The sequence below is a fragment of the Desulfosporosinus shakirovi genome (assembly GCF_020595055.1).
Classification (GTDB): domain Bacteria; phylum Bacillota; class Desulfitobacteriia; order Desulfitobacteriales; family Desulfitobacteriaceae; genus Desulfosporosinus; species Desulfosporosinus shakirovi.
Map to the genome: position 1 here is coordinate 118,081 of NZ_JAJDOO010000001.1, position 16,779 is coordinate 134,859.

Annotated in this window: 15 protein-coding genes; 1 reads left to right on the top strand and 14 read right to left on the bottom strand. The window is 43.9% G+C overall.

Going from position 1 to position 16,779, the window contains the following annotated elements:
• Nucleotides 1–319: 319 nt before the first annotated feature.
• Genes sigG through LJE72_RS00625 form a run of 3 tightly spaced genes read right to left on the bottom strand, consistent with a single transcriptional unit; the run spans nt 320 to nt 2,795 of the window.
• Complete coding sequence (gene sigG / locus LJE72_RS00615) at nt 320–1,093, bottom strand: RNA polymerase sporulation sigma factor SigG (protein WP_073028328.1); 774 nt, start codon at nt 1,091–1,093, stop codon at nt 320–322.
• Nucleotides 1,094–1,150: 57 nt separating this feature from the next.
• Nucleotides 1,151–1,876 carry an RNA polymerase sporulation sigma factor SigE gene (gene sigE / locus LJE72_RS00620; protein WP_282437803.1) on the bottom strand — a complete coding sequence of 242 codons (726 nt, stop codon included), beginning with the start codon at nt 1,874–1,876 and terminating at the stop codon, nt 1,151–1,153.
• 4 nt (nt 1,877–1,880) lie between these two features.
• The gene (locus LJE72_RS00625; protein ID WP_229245352.1) at nt 1,881–2,795 is read right to left on the bottom strand and encodes a sigma-E processing peptidase SpoIIGA; all 915 of its coding nucleotides are present in this window, start codon (nt 2,793–2,795) and stop codon (nt 1,881–1,883) included.
• An 837-nt stretch (nt 2,796–3,632) separates the two neighbouring features.
• On the opposite strand from LJE72_RS00625, the gene LJE72_RS00630 reads away from it, so the two are divergent.
• Complete coding sequence (locus LJE72_RS00630; RefSeq protein WP_229245353.1) at nt 3,633–5,258, top strand: methyl-accepting chemotaxis protein; 1,626 nt, start codon at nt 3,633–3,635, stop codon at nt 5,256–5,258.
• A gap of 260 nt (nt 5,259–5,518) precedes the next feature.
• Here LJE72_RS00630 and ftsZ read toward each other — a convergent pair whose 3' ends face one another.
• The 11 genes from ftsZ to mraY all read right to left on the bottom strand — a co-directional run bounded on the left by ftsZ (nt 5,519) and on the right by mraY (nt 16,761).
• Entirely contained in the window at nt 5,519–6,580 is a 1,062-nt protein-coding gene (gene ftsZ / locus LJE72_RS00635) for a cell division protein FtsZ (protein WP_229245354.1), read from the bottom strand.
• Between the two features lie 322 nt (nt 6,581–6,902).
• Entirely contained in the window at nt 6,903–7,232 is a 330-nt protein-coding gene (locus tag LJE72_RS00640; protein ID WP_073028333.1) for a small basic family protein, read from the bottom strand.
• Between the two features lie 19 nt (nt 7,233–7,251).
• Complete coding sequence (locus tag LJE72_RS00645) at nt 7,252–7,977, bottom strand: cell division protein FtsQ/DivIB (RefSeq protein WP_229245355.1); 726 nt, start codon at nt 7,975–7,977, stop codon at nt 7,252–7,254.
• Nucleotides 7,978–8,075: 98 nt separating this feature from the next.
• Entirely contained in the window at nt 8,076–9,365 is a 1,290-nt protein-coding gene (gene murA / locus LJE72_RS00650; protein ID WP_229245356.1) for a UDP-N-acetylglucosamine 1-carboxyvinyltransferase, read from the bottom strand.
• 23 nt (nt 9,366–9,388) lie between these two features.
• Nucleotides 9,389–10,297 carry a UDP-N-acetylmuramate dehydrogenase gene (murB, locus tag LJE72_RS00655; protein ID WP_229245357.1) on the bottom strand — a complete coding sequence of 303 codons (909 nt, stop codon included), beginning with the start codon at nt 10,295–10,297 and terminating at the stop codon, nt 9,389–9,391.
• Nucleotides 10,212–11,087: a hypothetical protein gene (locus LJE72_RS00660; protein ID WP_229245358.1), complete on the bottom strand. Its 876-nt coding sequence runs from the start codon at nt 11,085–11,087 to the stop codon at nt 10,212–10,214. Before LJE72_RS00660 ends, murB begins: the two co-directional genes overlap by 86 nt.
• A gap of 263 nt (nt 11,088–11,350) precedes the next feature.
• Entirely contained in the window at nt 11,351–12,460 is a 1,110-nt protein-coding gene (murG, locus tag LJE72_RS00665) for an undecaprenyldiphospho-muramoylpentapeptide beta-N-acetylglucosaminyltransferase (RefSeq protein WP_229245359.1), read from the bottom strand.
• Nucleotides 12,461–12,559: 99 nt separating this feature from the next.
• Entirely contained in the window at nt 12,560–13,654 is a 1,095-nt protein-coding gene (gene spoVE, locus LJE72_RS00670; protein WP_229245360.1) for a stage V sporulation protein E, read from the bottom strand.
• 17 nt (nt 13,655–13,671) lie between these two features.
• Nucleotides 13,672–15,045, bottom strand: coding sequence for a UDP-N-acetylmuramoyl-L-alanine--D-glutamate ligase (murD, locus tag LJE72_RS00675; protein ID WP_229245361.1), 1,374 nt, complete (start codon nt 15,043–15,045; stop codon nt 13,672–13,674).
• A gap of 52 nt (nt 15,046–15,097) precedes the next feature.
• Complete coding sequence (locus LJE72_RS00680) at nt 15,098–15,445, bottom strand: PAS domain-containing protein (protein WP_229245362.1); 348 nt, start codon at nt 15,443–15,445, stop codon at nt 15,098–15,100.
• Nucleotides 15,446–15,759: 314 nt separating this feature from the next.
• Nucleotides 15,760–16,761: a phospho-N-acetylmuramoyl-pentapeptide-transferase gene (mraY, locus tag LJE72_RS00685; RefSeq protein WP_229245363.1), complete on the bottom strand. Its 1,002-nt coding sequence runs from the start codon at nt 16,759–16,761 to the stop codon at nt 15,760–15,762.
• Nucleotides 16,762–16,779 lie beyond the last annotated feature (18 nt).

A 16,779-nucleotide genomic window follows, 5' to 3' on the forward strand; every position in this document is an offset into this window, starting at 1 on the left:
TTTATCGAGGCTCGAGGTTCGAAGTTCGAATATCGAGCCTTAGCCCCGAGATATGCCCGACTATGCACTTCACATGCATCGTACTTCATATATCATCCTATGAGGGAGGTTCTTAAAATAGCCTTATATTCACATATATTTCGAAAGTCTATGTTCGAATTCGAAGCATACATGCATCGCATCTAACCCTTCCAGATATTTATCCTACACTAAGCTTTTAGTGGTCAGCCTAGTTATGTGCTCATCACACATAACTAGGCGTTGGTTTATTCTAAAACCGTACTTATCGTGCCTCGAGCATCGCGCTTCGTGCCTCGCATTAAACATACTTGCGCATGTGTTGCATAGCTGCTTTCTCAAGGCGAGAAACCTGAGCCTGGGAAATCCCGATCTCATCAGCGACTTCCATTTGGGTTTTACCTTGAAAAAAGCGCAAAGACAGGATAAGTTTTTCTCGTTCGCTGAGGCGACGCAATGCTTCCCGCACAGCAAGTCCTTCAACCCAGCCAGTATCTGACTGTTTATCATCTCCTATTTGATCCATTACAAAGATAGGATCCCCACCATCATGATATATGGGCTCGAATAAAGAAATAGGTTCTTGAATAGCATCTAAGGCAAAAACAACATCTTCCCGAGGCAGAGCCAGTTTGTGGGCTATTTCTGCAACCGTGGGTTCACATGATCGCTCGCTGACCAACTGGTCCCGTACCTGAAGCGCCTTATAGGCAATATCCCGCAAGGACCTGCTCACTCGAATAGGATTATTATCTCTTAAATAACGCCGGATTTCCCCAATAATCATAGGAACAGCATACGTAGAGAACTTTACATTCTGACCAAGATCAAAATTGTCAATAGCTTTCATTAACCCAATACAGCCGACTTGAAAAAGATCATCCACATATTCTCCACGATTCGTAAACCGCTGAATCACGCTTAGAACAAGGCGGAGATTCCCATGGATTAGTTTGTCTCGGGCACTGCGATTTCCAGCTTGATAAATCACAAACAACTCTTTCATTTTCACGCTGGATAACACAGGCAACTTTGAGGTGTTCACTCCACAAATCTCAACTTTATTCAATGCCAAACTACGAGCACCTCCCCAGCAAATTCTGTTGGGAAGTATGCCCTAAGACAGTTTAGGTTATTCCAATCGGCAAAATTCTTTACGCAATCTGCGAATTATCCGTTTCTCAAGTCGTGAAATATAGGACTGCGAGATCCCCAAACGATCGGCTACTTCTTTTTGCGTCTTTTCTACACCATCATCCAGACCAAACCTTAGTTCCATGATGACCTTTTCTCTATTCGTCAACCTTCCCATTGCTAAATGCAACAGTTGGCGGTCCACCTGCTCCTCAATGGGCTTCGAGATAATGTCATTTTCAGTACCTAATACATCTGATAAAAGTAATTCGTTTCCATCCCAGTCGATATTTAAAGGCTCATCAAAAGACACTTCTGACCGCGTCTTATTGTTACGTCTAAGATACATCAAAATCTCATTTTCAATACACCGTGAAGCATAGGTTGCCAGCTTGATTTTCTTCTGTGGATCAAATGTATTAACCGCTTTAATTAGTCCAATGGTGCCTATAGACACGAGATCTTCAATCCCAATGCCTGTATTCTCGAATTTACGAGCAATATAAACCACAAGACGCAGGTTCCGTTCAATCAAAATATCTCGAATTGAACCATCTCCCATTTCCAAGCGCTCTAAGAGAACCCCTTCTTCGTCCGAGTTAAGTGGTGGGGGTAGGGCTTCACTGCTTCCAACATAATAGATTCCACTAACTCCAAAGACCTTTTGAAGAAGCATGACCCATAGGCGTCTAGCCTTACCTTGAACACTGCTCCACCACTTCATTTCATTAATCTCCACCTCTCTGCACATGTTCCGGGTGTAGTAACGCTTGGTATTCACCCTCTGAGCTTAACACTTGCCTGACAAGTGCCACGGTAGCATGGATTTGCCGAGATCCTTTGTTACTAAAACACGTCACACGCTCAGGTCTTATCCCCAGCAGCCAGCTTTGACTATCAATAGCTTGGAAGGGGATGAAAACAAGATGTTTTACTAAAATAGGATTGACCTTCCATAATAATGGCCATGGATCTGCGTAATCCTTCCAAGGAATATCTAGGAATGCTCTGATGTTATCCGGCATAGCACTTACGGCGACCTCCTCTTCCAGAAGAATAACTGGGGACCCTGTTAATGGATCTCTCAAGTGATTGCCAGTATCCAGCAACGCTTTTATTTGCACGACCCCATGTTCTTTTCCGCCAAAGTTGATCTCCAAATCATAGATATTTCGCCTCAGAATAGATTTCCTTTCCTGCCAACGTTGCCAAAGACGTTGTAAAAACCACCAAACGATTGCCCCTAAAGGAATAATCCAAAAATTGTTGATAACCAGAGTTAATCGTTTTCCACCTAGCCCGCCATCAAATTGGGCCCACCCCCATAAAGCATAGACAAATCCGCCAAGCCCTGCCGAAAGAAGCCAAAAACCTGTTAGCGCCTTAAGAAACACATTTAGTCTCCTTGTCGGAAAAGCAACTAAAATCATAAGAAACGGAATGATCCATTTAATTAAAACGGTCCACTGTGGAGCTGAATAACAGGTTAAAACTACTGGAATTTCGCCGAGCAAAACCGCAATCAGGATTCGGCTTGGACGGATCCTAAGGTTGAGAAGTCGACCGAGAACGTTAAGCAGAAGAGTATCCATTCCTCCATTGATGAGAATAACCAGATCGAGATAGGTCTCTGCAACGCTCATCTGGTACATCCTTTCCATGCGCTTCTCTAAAAATTATATCTGAAAGGTGAAGTAAAACCTGTCGCTTTCAGGGAGGTATAAATGGATATTTTAGGAAAAACAGTACGAGTGGTGTAGTTTTTTACCCCTGAAGCGTATTCGTCGACAGGATACTCAAGCTTACGCCTAAGATAGTCTCTGGTGGAGATTATCGCCGAAAGCGCATGGCCCGTAACGAATACTATTGCGCTGAGGATAGACTTATGCCTAGGGTGCATATTCACAGACGAATACATTCGCGCCGTAGGATGGACTCTACTCCTTAGTCACTAAATATTTCCTAATGGGAAGGCGGCTCGGCGAAAGCCTCCACTAGAGTCTTTCCTCACCGAAGCGGAACAAGAAACTCCACTTATAGAAGCAGGAGTGTTCTTTAAATTGACAAAAAACCTGTTTAGAAAAACCTAAAGGTCTATGCCAAACAGGTAAGTTCACATAATTGCTGATCCACACCTATTATCACAGCATAGATTATCCTCAGAAAGGCAGCCGGCTAAAAGATATGCCCTGAAATTATAAAAAAAAATTAACAAGTCGATAAAGCACCCGTGAACAAGCTATATAAAATAACTTTTTGTCCAGAAGAGTTAAGTCGTTCTCCTTTCCCCCTATAAACGATGACAACATCAAACTCTTTCATTAACTTCGGCCTAGAATAGTTAACCTTAAAAACCACCTTATTGAAATATAATCGAGTACGTGTTATTGTAAATTTATAATCTTTTAACTATTCATTATACTTTTTAAGCCATTTTCTTAGTTAGAGTTAGTAATTAACGATTATTTTAAAGGAGGTTGATGATCGTGGCTGGAAATATAAAAGTAAATCTTACTCAGAAGAAACGTGGATTAGATACCATCAATCGTATAGCAAGAGAGTTTGAGGGCATCTTAGACCAATCTAATGATTGGGAAACTGCCCAGAGACCACTAAGGGAAGCAATCGATCGGAACCTTGAAAACAATGAGTTTTTATTACTTTGTGATTTAAATGGATTGGCCTTAATCCACTCAAACCGTTTAAGAGAAGGTATTATCTTTAACAATGATATTGAACTAAAAGCCGCTCAATGCACTCAACCTATTACTCAGATTTATCATCGCAACACTGGAGAGGTTTTACTTGACGTTGCAAGTCCGGTTTTCGTCAAAGGAGATCATATCTATACCGTTCGTCTAGGTATCCCCCTACATAAAGTACAACTTGGCAAACAAGTGTTTTCCGGAACACTCCCCGTTCTTTTTCTCGGTGGGGCATGGCTTATCTTAAGCTCTTTTTCACCGGTATCCGTCATCTCTTCAGCCATTGCTCTAGGAGCCCAAATTGTTTATAGTGCCTGGCTAAAAAACAGATTTGCAACTGCCCTGCGTGAAACCTTTAAAGTGACTAAAGCCATTGCAAAAGGGAATTTAAAAATTCTGGCCAAAGCTCATACCAACGACGAATTAGGAAATCTATCCTATGAAGTAAATAAAGTATCCCTCGGCATGAAGTCTATCATCATAGATTTAGCTTCCTTTTCTGAACGCGCCCAAAAAATGAGCCATAATCAAGCATCCCATGCCCAAATATCCGCCGAAAACCAAGAAACTTTGGCGGCGACTTTAGAAGAATTCAGCGCAGGGGCTACCGATCAAATTCAGGGGATGCAAATGTCTCAAAAGCAAGTGGATGAGATCCAATCCGCTTCCCAATGCATCTTAACAAGTACTCAAGAAGTTCTTTCCTTGACTACATCAGCTAAAACAACAAGTCAGGAAGGAACCTTCGCAGTTAATGAAGCGATTCGCGAGATGAGCATTATCTATCAAGTAACTGAGCAAGCCAATGATTCTATACTGGGATTAGCTGCGCAGGCGCAAAAAATCGGGGATATCATTTCTGTGATTAATGGCATCTCCGACCAAACTAATTTATTAGCCTTGAACGCAGCGATTGAAGCTGCCAGAGCAGGAGAACACGGCAGAGGATTCGCCGTTGTTGCAGAAGAGGTCAGAAAGTTGGCAGACAGCTCTGCTTATTCTTCACGTCAAATTATGGAGCTCATTTCTAGTGTTCAGGGAATGGTCGATACAACTGTAGATAAAATTAGTCAAGGCATGGGCGAGGTCAACCGCGGGAAAGAGGTAATCGAAAAGGCTGGACAAGCAATCACATCTCTTGACGAGGTGATCAATGCAACTTCTTATAAAGTAGAAACAAACCTGCAAAATGCCGATCGCTTATTAAACCAGAGTGAACTTTTAGCTCAAACTCAACGGCAAGCTACAACAATTGCAACTCAATTCGCCGAAGGAGCAACTCAAGCAGCGGCAACTGTAGAACAACAAATGATTTCAACCAAAGAAATCGCCATGATTTCTTCAGAATTAGCCAAAACTTCCGCTCACTTGCACCAAGTTATCCAGCGTTTTGAAGTTTAATACTTTAAGGCTTTTAAACAGCGGGGCAGATCCATTGAATGGATCTGCCCCGCTTAACCCTAAATATTGATTTTCAAGGATCTTATTGAGATCTTCCGCAATTTTCTCGTCTATTTATTATTGAAGTCAGCTCCAGTCTGCCTATAAAAGCCATATCCTCTGCGAATAAAGTGAAAAACGAGGCGCAATAATGATTCGCGTCTTTATACCAATATAACGCTCCGAACAAAATTGCATCTCGTTTTACATATAATTTAAAATTAACGTCTGCGTCTAAGAAACTCCGGGATGTCAAGATCCCCTTCTTTTGATACCGTCTTGATGATATTCTCCTGAACCTTTCCGGGTGCCGAACCAAAACCAGCCCACTGCTGATCAAATCCGGTAGCGATAACTGTAACTCTGAGTTCTTCCTTTAGGTCCTCGTCGATAACCGCTCCGAAGATTATATTCGCCTCAGGATCAGCCGCTTCCGCAATAATACCTGCTGCTTCGTTCACCTCAAAGAGAGTTAAATTTGTTCCTCCCGTTATATTGAGCAGTACACCTTTGGCACCTTCAATCGAAGTTTCAAGCAGAGGACTGGAAATTGCTTTTCTGGCCGCATCAGATGCTCGATTTTCTCCCGTTGCCTGGCCAATGCCCATTAAGGCAGAACCTGTATTAGACATAATAGTCTTCACATCGGCGAAATCTAAGTTTATTAAGCCCGGAACCGCAATCAAATCTGAGATACCTTGAACCCCTTGTCTCAAAACATCATCTGCAATACGGAAAGCCTCATGGATTGTAGTATGCTTGTCCACCACTTGCAACAGACGATCATTTGGGATAGTAATAAGCGTATCCACTTTACTCTTAAGTTCAGCGATCCCTTTTTCCGCCTGCATAGCACGTTTACGCCCTTCAAAGGTGAATGGACGAGTGACTACCCCTACCGTCAAAGCTCCCATTTCTTTGGCAACTTCTGCAACAATAGGTGCTGCCCCAGTACCAGTGCCTCCTCCCATTCCAGCAGTGACGAAGACCATATCTGCTCCCTTTAAGACTTTAGCCAGCTCTTCTCGGCTTTCTTCTGCTGCTTTAGCACCAATTTCCGGGTTCGCTCCAGCCCCAAGCCCCTTGGTTAATTTTATCCCTATTTGGACTTTTTCCCCTGCACGGGAGAGTTGCAAAGCCTGTGAGTCAGTGTTTACTGTAACGAAATCTACCCCTTGTAAGCCAGCGGTGATCATACGGTTAACCGCGTTGTTTCCACCACCGCCAACACCAATAACCTTAATTTCTGCAAATTGGTTTAAGTCTGTATCAAATTCCAGCATTTAGGCTTTAACCCCCTCGCTCATTCTTACCTGCAATATCTTTAGCAATACAGGTTATCTTAATATTCATCTGTGCCGTCTCAACGCCCCATGTGTAAGGTCCACCCTCTGTTACTGCTAAAAAAGCCAACTTCTACTGATAAAAAACATGTGCGTTAAACACGCTCATAAACATTTGTAAAACTACTTCTTTTAATACACACAACATTACAAATTCTATATCCATATGCCGTAACCCTTTTTTTTAAGATAAAAATTTCTCTGAAGTTTGTTGGCATCTTCTTAAGAAGAATAACAATCAATATAAAAAAGTAAATTGGTTTTATTTTCTAATTAGATGACGTCGTATACTTCCTAAATTTTGGAATATTCTCACCCCAAATGCGACCACCGCTGCTAAGTAAAGATCAACACCCATGCGGTCTCCGACGTACGCCAATAGAGCTGCAAGAAGCATATTACTAAAGAAACCGGTCAAGAATACTGTGCTGTCGAAATGATCCTCTTGAGCCGAGCGTATCCCTCCTAGGACAGAGTCTAACGCTGCGAGGATTCCAACAGATAGGTATTTGGCATATTCAATCGGGACTGAAAACGGGCTTACATACCCAATTGCCAATCCTAAAACTAAGCCTAATAACGGTAACCACATTTCCAAAGATCCTCCTGACTTAGCGGCCGATTACTGGTTTTGCCGCCGTAAAATCAATATAGCGTACCCCTTGTTGAATCGAAGTATATCCATTATCGCTTATAAGCTGATAAAGGGCCTGTAATTTATCTGCCCAGTCATTGGCTTGTCCTAGTCGGACTTCCACACCGCTAGTCAGAAACAACGTAATTTGTTCAATAGCATTGACGTTTAACTCCCCGATCTGAATAACTAATTCTGGCGGAGCTTGTCCAAGCAAGCGCAAAGCTGCGGTAAGAAGAGGATTCGCTAGATTTTGCCCCGGTCCAACTGTATCCGAAAGCTCGATTCCACTAATCACCGGATAATCACTTTTAGGCCAACTCTCTAAACGGCGTAAAAAAGTCCCTTCAGAATCCACCTCTAAGACTCCCTTGGGGACTACGACCAAGGCTGCTGGGGTTCGTTCTGTCACTTGTATTACAAGGGTCTGCGGTAACTTTTTCTGAAATTGGACACTTTTTACGAGTGGATGTAAGGAAATCTTATATTCGAGGGCCTTTCGATCAAAGAGTAATAAGTTTTGCCCCTGAATCCCATCAGATAACTTTAGAATTTCATTCTCTGTGATCAAATTTAGCCCTTGTACACTAACCCGTTGAACAGCAAAAGCATTAGAGCGTAAAAAGAGCGCCAAACCCAGGGAAAGGAGAATCGTCAAGACTGTGACATAGAGAAAGGACGTATTCATTTTCTTGGGTTCCATATTGGCATTTTCCTCCTTGTTCCAAGTATAACGAATACAATCCTATTCTGCTATGTCTTTTTGAATATTTTCCTAGCAAAATTTAAATTATCGTTAAATTATAGATCCAGAGGCTTCTCACTTGTACCTTTTTTAGAGACACGTAGCAACTTTGCCCCCAAAAGACAGTATTTCTCTTCTATTTTTTCGTAACCACGGTCAATATAATCCACCTTTTCGAGAACAGTTGCTTCTTCTGCGGCTAAGGCTGCCAAGAAGAGCGCCGCTCCTGCCCGAAGATCCGTCGCCTCGACAAAAGCTCCTTCGAGCGATTTAACTCCACGAATAATGGCTGTTCTTCCTTCAACAGTAATTTGAGCCCCCATGCGACGCAGCTCATCTACATGTTGAAAGCGATTTTCAAAGATTGTTTCGGTAATAATACTTGTTCCCTCCGCACTGGAGAGCATGGCCATAAACTGTGGTTGCATATCCGTAGGAAATCCCGGATAAGGCATTGTTTTAAGGTCCACACCTCGAATTCCTCCCTGTTGCTTAACGCGAACGGAATCATCTAACAGTGTAACAGATGCTCCAGCCTGCCGCAATTTTGCAATTACAGGTTCTAAATGTTCTGGGATAACATTTTCTATGACTACATCTCCTTTAGTCATGACCGCCGCTATCATATGGGTCCCTGCTTCGATTCGATCTGGTATGACTGTATGTTCAGCGGGATGGAGCGCACCTACTCCGTCAACCCTCAAAACATCCATTCCTGCTCCGCGCACTTTTGCTCCCATTTTATTTAAGAAGTTTTGCAAATCTACTATTTCCGGCTCACGTGCAGCATTTCGAATGACTGTAGTCCCTTTGGCTAAAACTGCGGCCATCATAATGTTCTCCGTAGCTCCAACACTGGGAACATCTAAGTAAACGTCAGCTCCTTGAAGGTGATCCGCCCATGCTTCGATATACCCATGTTTTTCTTTAACTCTTACTCCAAGAAGTTGAAGGCCTTTTATATGTTGATCCATCGGACGAGAACCAATAGCACATCCACCGGGTCTGGAGATTTTTACCCGTCCATATCGAGCTAATAAAGGACCCAAGATAAGGTTAGAAGCACGCATTTTCCGCATTAGTGCTTCATCAACTTGACAGGACTCTAACCCTCCAGCATTGATAAGCATTGCCTCATTTTGGCGCTCAGCCCTGCACCCCAGGCTTTCAAGTACTTCAATCATATGCTTGATATCCGCTAACACAGGAATTCCCAACAAACTGGAAGTTCCTTCAGCCAACAATGTTGCTGCCAGTAAGGGAAGAGAAGAGTTCTTCGCCCCGCTTACTCGGATACTTCCTTCTAACCTCTGTTTTCCTGTTATAACATAGCGATCCATCGCCATAATCCTCTCCCCCTTTTCGTGTGTCATTCTTCTTTCTTTGTGACTCCACGATTGCCCGTCAAGATACTTTCTACTTCCGTTTGTAACGTAATGCCATATTTCAATTGAACATCCAACTTAATTGATTCTATCAAAGCTAATACATCCTTAGATTTAGCCTGAGCAATGTTCACTATAAAATTTGCATGTTTTTCTGAAACTTTTGCACCGCCAATGCTTTTTCCCTTCCAACCAGCCGCTTCAATTAAACGCCCAGCAGAATCACCCGGCGGATTACGAAAAACACTTCCTGCATTTGGCTCCTCAAGTGGTTGATTAGCAGTTCGTTTTGTCAGGTTCTCTTTCATGGTGCGCAAAATCTGTTCGCGTTCTCCAGTCCTAAATTTTAGCGTAGTTTCCAAGATCCACGCATGGCTGCGTAAAGAACAGAACCTGTAATCAAACTCGAATTCATCTCGCTCCAGTTTCTTAATAGTGCCATCCGCCCAAAGGGTGGAAACACTTAGTACACAAGAAGCCATATCGTCGCCATGAGCACCAGCATTCATCATAATAGCACCGCCAATAGACCCGGGTATACCTCGGGCAAACTCCAAGCCACTCCACCCTCGTTCTCCAGCTTCTTGTGCTAAACGAGCCAATGTGTACCCCGCCTCAACCCTGACCGTGTAATCACTCCATTCAATTCCACGAAGTGACGTAGTCACTAAGGTTATTCCCGGAAGCCCTTCATCCGGAAAGAGAACATTCGATCCTCGTCCGATTAACCGAACCGGGATTTCTGCCTCTTGGGCGCGCATCCATACATTTGATAAGTCTTCCACGCTTTCAGGCCAATACACAGTCTCAGCGGGCCCACCAATCCTCCAAGTGCTCAATAGCTTGAGCGGATAATTCTTCTCCACGCGCCCCTGCATTCCATCCAAAATCATTAGTATTCCACCTCAAGTTATCTGCCATTTTTATGTTCTTCCAAATAGAGCTAAGGGCCGAGCTAATATCTAGCCAAGAAACTCCTAAATCTATACACATCGCTATGTTTTGAGCAACTGTTTGTTCTTCCGACAAGTTAGGCCACCGTGGCAAATGTCCTGCAAATTTCTGACCATCTTGCGAACGATAAAAGTCGATCCGAGTTTCACGAACCACCCATGAAGCTTTTTCTTTTCCTTCATCCCATGCAGTCTCTCTCCCCAATGAGCTTTTCTCCATAAGACCATCCAACCAAGACTCCGGTATTAGCCAATGAAGTCCCTGCTTACGCTCGCATTGCCATCTTCCATCAACAGTTGGCCAGAGAACAGTTGGTTCGAAACCAGCCTCACTTAAGATATGCGCTAACAAAGGGCGTTCTTCTATAAGAACTGTTGGTTCTGAAACCCATATAATTAGTTCATCCTCAAAAAGACTATGTATTAACGATTGAACAGATTGCAGTTCTATCCCTTGTGCAAGTGCCTTTTCTCGCCAGTAATCACGTTCATGCTTCTCAGGCCAGTATACTAATTCCGTTACAGGGCTAAATATATCGGGCCCGGAATTGGGATTAAGCCCAAAAGGCAATTCGATCCAATCCCCCGGGAATTCTTGGCTTAAACCCTCCTTAGTCGGTTCAACCTCGGAAAAATCGAGCAGTATCCCCTTCAGTACGGCCCGAACTCCACCAATTCCTGGAGCCGCAGAAGAAGCAACCAGTTGTATTTTTCGCCTCGGCCACACCATGCTCACTCCTTTCCTTTGTTCACTGCCATATGCTATGCATCGGAGTAAAAAGGTGTGAGCGTATTCGATGTTCGATCTTCGATATTCTTGGTTTGAAACCGAAAATACCGACTGATTCCTCGTCTCTCTTGGATGGAATAAATCTTTACTCCACATCAACGCCTGTCATAATTTTGCCCTTTAAGGCATCTGGCTACTCGCCTGACCAATCGCCGATTGCAAGCCGAGATTTCCCCTGCTTGCATTCGTTGTCGAACCACGATTTATCGCCATGCGTTGGCTAGGCAAAGGTCTACAATTTTATCTAAAGCCTTTGGCCGGGCTATGGCTTTGGCAGCAACCCCCATTTGGTCCAAAAGTGCAGGTTGGGAAATAAGCCTTTCAACTTCTTTCCACAGTCGTTCCCCATCACACTCTGAGTCCAAAATAATTTGAGCTGCTCCAGCTTGTACTAAGGCTTGGGCATTATGTTCTTGATGATTCTCGGCTGCAAGAGGGTAAGGGATTAAAACACTGGGTATGCCGGCAACCATTAACTCAGCCAGAGAGGCTGCCCCCGCCCTGCCGACATATAAATCCGCGCAGGCTAAAGCTTCAGGCATATCTTTCAAATACTCTAAAACGCGCCATTGAGGACATCCCCAAGAAATACCCCTTTTCCCAAATTCCTCAATAGTTTCTGCATACGTCACAGTTCCAGTTGCCCAAATCACTTGAATATCCGGGCGTTTTGCCAGATACTCCAAGACAGCAATCATAGCTTGATTTAACCTGCGGGCTCCCCTGCTTCCGCCTGTTACAAGCAAGGTTAACTGATCAGGCCTCAACCCAAAGCGCTTTGCTCCTGCTTCACGTGAAATTTGCCCAATTTCCTGTCGAACCGGAAGCCCTACCAATTCCAACTTATTCTTAACTCCAAAATGCGCGATACTCTCAGGAAATGTCACCATCACCCTCCGCACAACGCGTGCTAAAATTCGATTTGTAATTCCAGGCAATGCATTCTGTTCGTGAAGCAGCGTTGGAATATTAAACAGGGAAGCTGTCAAGACCACGGGACCAGATACATATCCGCCCGTCCCAACCACCAGATCCGGATGAAATTCGCGCAAAATATTTTTTGTTTCCCAAAGAGCCTTAAAACCTTTGCCGATAACTTTTATCGTATCTAGGCTTAACCTGCGTGGAAGCCCTTTACCGGAAACCCCTTTAAAGGCTATCCCGGCCTCCGGCACCAGACGTGCTTCCATACCATCCTGGATTCCTACATAGAGAATTTGAGTATTAGTATCACGAGCCAGCAACCCTTTGGCGATGGCTAAAGCCGGATAGATATGTCCACCTGTCCCACCACCGGTTAAAATAACACGCACCACATGTACCCCTTTCTCCACCACTTCTGAGACTTCCGCTATCAAAGCTCAGAAACGCGCATCTACTCGAACCTCGTGCTTCCAATACAGAGCTTCGAGTCACCTTACTTCCCTTGAAATATTCAGCAACACTCCAACACCTAACATTGTAAATACAAGGGATGTGCCCCCATAACTTATGAACGGCAGGGTGATCCCCGTAACTGGCAATACCCCGCTGACTACGCCCATGTTAATCATTGCCTGAATAGACACCATGGCGGTTATTCCAACTGCCAGAAAACCCGCAAATGGGTCCGGGGCCCTCATTGCCACTCGAAATCCGCGCCAAGCGAAGAGGAAGAAGACTAAGACCACCAAAGAAGCACCGACAAAACCAAGTTCCTCCCCAATCATCGCGAAGATAAAGTCTGTATGATTTTCCGGCAAATAAAGAAACTTCTGGCGACTCTGCCCTAAGCCTAATCCAAATAATCCTCCTGGGCCCAACGCCAAAAGCGCTTGTATCGTCTGATATCCATTCCCTAAAGGATCCGCCCAAGGGTCCAAAAAGGCAAAAATACGCCGCATTCGGTAGGGAGCGGCTGCAATTGCAGCTACCACCAATCCTAAACCTGTTCCAGCTAAGGCTAGTATATGCCCCGCCCTTGCACCAGCAGCAATTAACATGAAAAAGGTTGTCGCCGCTATCACTAAGGTCGTACCCAGATCTGGTTGGAGCATAATCAGCCCTGCTATTACTCCCATCAAGCCAAGAATTGGCAGAACCCCTTTACGAAACGATTCAATCTTGTGCGGATGAAGAGCTAATAAATGGGACATCATCAACACCATCGAGAGTTTAATCACTTCCGAGGGCTGAATCGATAACGGCCCAAGCCCGATCCAACGATCTGCGCCATTGACTCTGCGCCCAATTCCTGGAACTTTAACTGCAATCAATAAGACAATTGCTAAAATTAGGGCGGGTTTCGCAAATTTTCGCACCCATCTCAAATCTACCACCGTACTGATAAACATAGCCACAAGTCCCATCGTAACCCAGAGTATCTCCATCTTAAGATAGTGATAGGGATCATCGTACTGTATGTACCCCCTTACAGCACTCGAGCTGTAAACCATAACAAAACCTATCCCTAACAGAGCCAAAATCGCTCCAAGCAAGACTAAATCTGGTCGATGGTACTTTCGCATAATAGATCCCCCTTTTATTATTGAATGGGTTCCCTATAATGCCTACGCACTAACTCCTTAAACAATTCCCCTCTTTGCTCATAATTCTTAAACATATCCCAACTTGTACAAGCAGGGGATAATAAAACTACATCGCCAGCTATCGCTTCAGAGATCGCTTTCACTACCCCTTCCTCGAAACTGGTAACTTTAATAACCCTCTGAACCCCTTCGTCTTTTGCTGCTTGCTCCATCTCGTCTGCCGCTTGTCCCAGTAAGATCAGGCTTTTCACCTTCCTCTGAACAACTTTCATGAATTCGTGAAAATCAAGTCCTTTGTTTTTTCCCCCGGCGATTAGTACCAAGGGCTCATCAAAAGCTAACAAAGCTTTGGAAGCAGCATCCGTATTAGTTCCTTTGGAATCATTCACAAAAAGTATCCCTTCGAACGAACCCACAATTTCCTGTCGATGTTCTACTCCTTTGAACTGAGCAAGCCCTTCAGTAATCTCAGTCCAAGAAAGACCGAATGCCCGCGCCGCTGCAGCCGCAGCCATAACATTTTCCAGATTATGAGACCCGCGCAATTGGAGATTCCTTCGGGAAATAATCGGAATCATTGTCCTTTTTTCCTTTTCAGCATAGACAATCTCGTCGCGCCAAAGACTTATCCCATCTTGTAAAAAGGTGGTCGGACTGAAATATATGACTCGGCTTTTCAATTCAGATCCCAGGTTACGTACTAAGGGGTCGTCCCAATTTAAGATTGCTAAATCTGTTGGACCTTGGTTCTTAAAAATTTGGGCTTTGGCCTCGAGGTATTTTTCTAAAGTGCCATGCCTATCCAAATGATCCGGTGTAAGGTTGAGCAAAACTCCAATATGAACATGGAGTTTATCGACAAATTCCAATTGAAAACTAGATAGTTCAGCAACAACTATGCTGTTATCTTCCAAGCACTTCACTTGGCCGCTCAAAGCCATGCCAATATTACCCGCGACAATTGCAGGTCGGCCCGTCAGCTTGGCCAGTTCACCTATTAAAGTTGTGGTTGTTGTTTTACCATTTGTACCGGTTACCCCAACACAAAGCGCAGGACAATCATGCATAGCCAACTCTACTTCGCTCCATATTGTCACATCATGAGAAATTCCCTCCCGGACCAAAGACAGCTTGGGAGACACCCCCGGAGACAAAATTATCAATTCAGGATTAATCTCAGCTAATTCAGGCACCTGACCTAAAAACAAATGCTTAGCATCAAGCCCTGTCTCCTCTACACCAGAAAGCTTCTCGATTGACTGACCGTCTGTCAGAAAAACCTCTGCCCCCAAACTCTGAAGTTTCCGAACTGCTGCCTGGCCGCTTAGACCTCCACCAATCACCAGAACACGTTTATCTAACCATTCCACGTCAAGTTATCCTCCATTTCCAAACCAGTATATTCCTCAATTATCTTTAATTCTACTTTTGTAAATTCATTTCAAACCTTTCGAAATATCCGATCAAATCTCCATTCTCGTCTCTAACCGGCACAATATAAATCCTTTCATTTCTCGGACTAACCTTTAAAAAGACTTCATTAGCGTGATTCTTAAGTTGCTCAACTACAGATTTAATCATTTCCACTGATTTGGGATTCTGATGACAATCGAAAATTGATTTTCCAATTAAATCACGATAACCACGCTCTTGATAATAATGATATTCTGCCCTTTTGTTAAGGTATCTAATAACATGGTCACAATCGACAAATACAATAGAATATGGGTATGAATCTAAAATATAAGACAACATTTTCTCTTTGTCCACAAAAAGCACCTCCTTTGATCATTTAAATAAGCGGCGGCCATTGCTTACTTACACAAGTTCCTTTTACTCATTCTCAGGCTGCTGTAGCTATTACGCCAACCTGGGGACGGTTCTTAGTTCCATCAAATTTTCCCCTAACTTGCTTCCTTCCTACCATGCTCACATGGTAGGAAGGAAGCAAGAGAACCGTCCCAAAGCTTGTATGGGCCCCTCAAGCTTCGCATAACGCAAAAAAACTAAACATCCATTCCTCCCACCTGTCGACCCCAAGCCCCGCAACGACTCAACCAAAGATGGTTGAGGAAATTTCTTCTCTAACCCAGTGTAGGCATATATCCAATTATTCCCATAATAGCACAAATCAACGCTACAAACCAAAAGACAATCACTACTTTCCATTCACCCCAACCTACGAGCTCAAAGTGATGATGAAGCGGGCTCATGCGAAAAATTCGCTTCCCTGTCGTTTGGAACGAAATAACCTGAATAATCACAGAGAGGGCCTCTGCTGCGAATAATCCACCGATTACTATAAAAACAAGTTCACTCTTTGTTAGTACCGCCAAACTCGCTAAAGCTCCCCCTAAAGCCAAAGATCCTGTATCCCCCATAAATATACGGGCAGGGTAGGTATTAAAGCGCAAAAAGCCTAGGGTTCCACCCACCAAGGCAGCCGCAAAAACTGCCATATCTGTCTCATTGGCCAGAACTGCAACCCCATGGATAGCTGCCAAAAGAGCAATCAAGACATAGGCAACTCCGGCAAACATAGTGCTCCCCGCCGCTAAACCGTCCAAGCCATCCGTGAGATTAACAGCATTGGCCATTAACACGATGACCAGAGAAACAAAGACGTAGTAAAACCAGCCCAATTCTAAGTGTATGGATGTGAAAGGAATTGCCACATCCGTTCCCCGCCCTAACCAATGAACAGAAACCCACATTAGAGCGAACGCCAAGCTAAACTGCCCTATAAGTTTTTGGTAGGCCCGAAGCCCTAAAGAACGATGCATCACAACTTTAATAAAATCGTCAACAAATCCAATCAACCCAAATCCGAGCGTAATTCCGACTAAGGTCACCATTTCCAGCGAAGTGGGCTGTTCTGCCGTAAGCAAAGCACTGACAATAATGCCAACAAGAAAAATTATGCCGCCCATTGTAGGAGTTCCGGCCTTTTTCAGGTGTCTCTTAGGGCCATCATCGCGTACATTTTGACCGAACTTAAGAATCCTTAAGACCGGTATCAAAAAAGGGCTTAGGACCAACGTAATAATCAGGGCTAATCCTGCCGCCAAGACCAAACGCTCAGACATGTGCTATTCCATCCTTTA